Raw genomic sequence first — 3036 nt, 5'->3', positions numbered from 1 at the left:
CATGCTCGGCGAGATGCTGGGAACCGGTCTTTCCATGGGATTCATGATGTGCTTTGTAGACATAGGCATCATGATACTGCAGTCGGCCATCAACGATCTGGGGACGACCGTCGTGGCCGGTTATGCCGCAGCCAGACGTTTTCACAGTCTTTTTCTGCTGGCGCTCGGCACGCTCGGCGTGGCGGCGTCCACGTTCGCAAGCCAGAACATCGGTGCGGGGCAGTGGAGCAGGGCAAAAACCGGGGTTCGTCATGCCGTCTGCCTCGGCCTCGTGTGGGTGGCGGCCGTCAACGTGATCGTCCTGTTGTGGGCGGATGACCTAGTGCGTCTGGCAACGGGCAGCGGAAACGCCGGGGTTGTCGGGGCAGGCAGTCTGTACCTTCGGGTAGACGCTCCTTTTTATACCGGAATAGCCGTGCTCATCATTCTGCGCTGTGCGCTTCAAGGCATGGGAGGCAGGCTGTTCAGTCTTGGGGAAGGTGTGCTGGAGCTTGCCGGAAACGTGGTGTTCGCGCTTTTTGTGGTTCCCTCCATGGGCTATATGGGCGTATGCCTCTGCGAGCCGGTGACGTGTACGATCTGCGCCGTATATATCGGTGTCTGCTATGTTTTTGTCGTGCGGCGCAGGGAAAGAATGCCTTTCGAAGGAGAAGGGCAGGTGAAGCCCCGGCCTTCCGCAGGCATCCGCCCTGCAAATCTGAGGGACGATCGTGTGAACTGTCCGGCTGAGGCGGCATGGGGACAGAAGGCAACAGAAGGAGAAAAGCCATGGAAAAGGTGACCAAGGAAGTCATGGGGGCCGTGTTTTTTGAAAATGGCCGTATTCTTGTCATGCGCAGGGCTCCGTTCATGAGCTGCCCCGGAAGCTGGGAGTTCCCGGGGGGCAAGCTTGAGGCCGGGGAAACGCCCGAACAGTGTCTTGCCCGCGAACTTCGGGAAGAGCTGCGCATAGATGCGGAGATAGGAGAATATCTGACGGAGAACAGCCACGGCTATGATTTCGGCACCGTGCATCTTTGCGTGTATCGCGTAACGTCCTGGCGTGGAGAGATTGCCCTGACCGTGCATGACGATATGCGCTGGGTTCCTCTGAAGGAACTGGCGGACTTTCCCGGACTTCTGCCGGCGGACATTCCAGTCGCCCGGGCCCTGGAGACCAGGCTCGGCTGAGTTCCCGGAGCTGAGTGTTCAGGACGTGGAGCCTTCTGCACGTCGGCCTGGCCTCAGGGGCTTTTCGCCTTATGGAGCCTCGGTACAGGCCATGAAAAAGCGTGTTCCGTGTCCGTTCATGTTTCGGAGTGCAGTATTGTCCCTGTCCGCAGATTGCTGCATTGCTTTTCTGCGGAAGCGTTTCAAGTCAAGGGAAGAGAGCCGTATGGAGCAGAGAGAAACTGTTGCCATGTCGGCAGGATCCATGTTGTGCAGAGCTGAGTTTATCAAGTATTGCTTTAACTATAGTTTTGAAATAAGAGTTATGTAAACTTTTTTTTTTATAAAAAAACACTCAAAAAAACAAATCATACAACCTTGCCAACAGGTGCGTCGCAAAAACACATCCGTCATGACCACGCCGGGCGATAAGGTATGATGACAACAGATATTGTGACGAATTGACGTCGACGAAAGGAAGCGACAAAAAAGGCGGCCGGTTGAATGGTCGCCTTTTTTGTCGTCCGATGTCGGCTGTGCAGGAGGAAGATGATTTTATGGCTGTACGCCTGCTGCCTTTTCTGCACAGTCCATGCACAGATGCCTGCCGTTCACTTCGCGTATGCGTGTGGACATGACTCCCTCACCGCATTCGTCGCAGATGATGGTGGGAAGGCGTCTTGCCATATGGGGCATGTCGCAGAGAGGCTCTCCGACGGCAAACAGCTCTTCAAAGGGCAGGGAAAGAATCTGTTCGATGCGTCTCCTTTTCAGGTGTTCCGCCTCCGCTTCCAGCGAACTGCGTCTGTCACCGGAGAGATTTTCGGACTCAAGCTCCTTCCGTATCTCTTTTGCCCGGCGCGACAGATCGTCTTCGTGCATTTTCTGTACAAGACGCGCTTTTTTCCCGTCGCTGCGCCGGAAAAAGCTGAAGGCCACCTTGCCTCTGTCTCTGAATATGAGATTGCCCTTGCCGAAGGTGCAGCCCACAAGAGCCTGAATGGCGTCGACGGCGCACATGTCGGTTTCGGTGACGGCGACGACTTCCTCGTCGGCGGCGGTGCCCATGTTCTGCATGGCCCATGCCGCCACGCGTATGCCCGTGCTGAGGCCGGGGCACCAGTGTCCGTGGAAAGCCACGGCCTTGTCGATGAGTTCCTGAGTAATACCTGGAGCGTACATGGCTTCTCCTTGTCGTTTTTCGTGAATGAGGGAAGGGATTCAAAATCTGCGCGGGCAGACCATGTCCATGTTTTCAGCGGAAATACGCACGCACTCCGGGCCGTAGATGTGCTGAAGAATCTCTTCGGTGACGGCCGTATGTACCGGCCCTTCAGAATAAACGTGTCCCTGATGCAGCACGACCGCCGTGTCGCAGAACCAGAGTATGTGGTTGGGATCGTGGCAGCAGACGAGAATGGCCACGCCCTGCTGAGCTACTTCCCGCAGGACTTTCCATACCGCAAGCTGATTGCTGAAGTCCAGCGCGCTTGTGGGCTCGTCCAGCAGAATGAGCGGCGTCTGCTGCGCCATGGCCCTTGCTATGAGCACAAGCTGTCTTTGTCCTCCGGAAAGCTGATTGCAGGAGGCGTCGGCAAGCTGCGCTATGCCTATGCGTTCCATGGCCTGTTCGGCCGCGTCTCTGTCTCTGGTTTTGAGAGTAAACCAGCCGTCCATATGCGGTGATCGCCCCATGAGCACCATGTCGCGGACCGTAAAGGGAAAGGGCTGGCGGTGTTCCTGAGGAACGTAGGCCACGTGGCGTGCCAGTTCCGCCGGGCGCATATGTGCGATGTTGACACCTCGCACATGGACCTGGCCTTTTTCTGGGTGCAGAAAGCCCATGCAGCAGCGAAAAAGCGTGGACTTGCCGCTGCCGTTGGGCCC

General features: G+C 56.8%; 4 protein-coding genes. 2 read left to right on the top strand and 2 right to left on the bottom strand.

Annotated elements, in window-relative coordinates; translation table 11 throughout:
• Positions 1-781, top strand: a 781-nt coding sequence (locus tag Q0J81_RS10925; RefSeq protein ID WP_294447871.1) for an MATE family efflux transporter, incomplete at its 5' end; no start/stop codon positions are given.
• Positions 769-1170, top strand: a complete 402-nt coding sequence (locus Q0J81_RS10920; protein ID WP_294447870.1) for a (deoxy)nucleoside triphosphate pyrophosphohydrolase — start codon at positions 769-771, stop codon at positions 1168-1170. The genes Q0J81_RS10925 and Q0J81_RS10920, both read left to right, overlap by 13 nt.
• A 534-nt stretch (positions 1171-1704) precedes the next feature.
• Here the strand turns inward: Q0J81_RS10920 and Q0J81_RS10915 are convergent.
• Positions 1705-2331 (bottom strand): FmdE family protein, encoded by a 627-nt coding sequence (locus tag Q0J81_RS10915; protein ID WP_294447868.1) that lies wholly within the window; start codon positions 2329-2331, stop codon positions 1705-1707.
• A 39-nt stretch (positions 2332-2370) separates the two neighbouring features.
• Positions 2371-3036, bottom strand: a 666-nt coding sequence (locus tag Q0J81_RS10910) for an ABC transporter ATP-binding protein (protein WP_294447866.1), incomplete at its 5' end; no start/stop codon positions are given.

The sequence above is a fragment of the uncultured Mailhella sp. genome, assembly GCF_944324575.1.
Taxonomy (GTDB): Bacteria; Desulfobacterota; Desulfovibrionia; order Desulfovibrionales; family Desulfovibrionaceae; genus Mailhella.
This window is presented reverse-complemented; position numbering and strand designations above follow the sequence as displayed.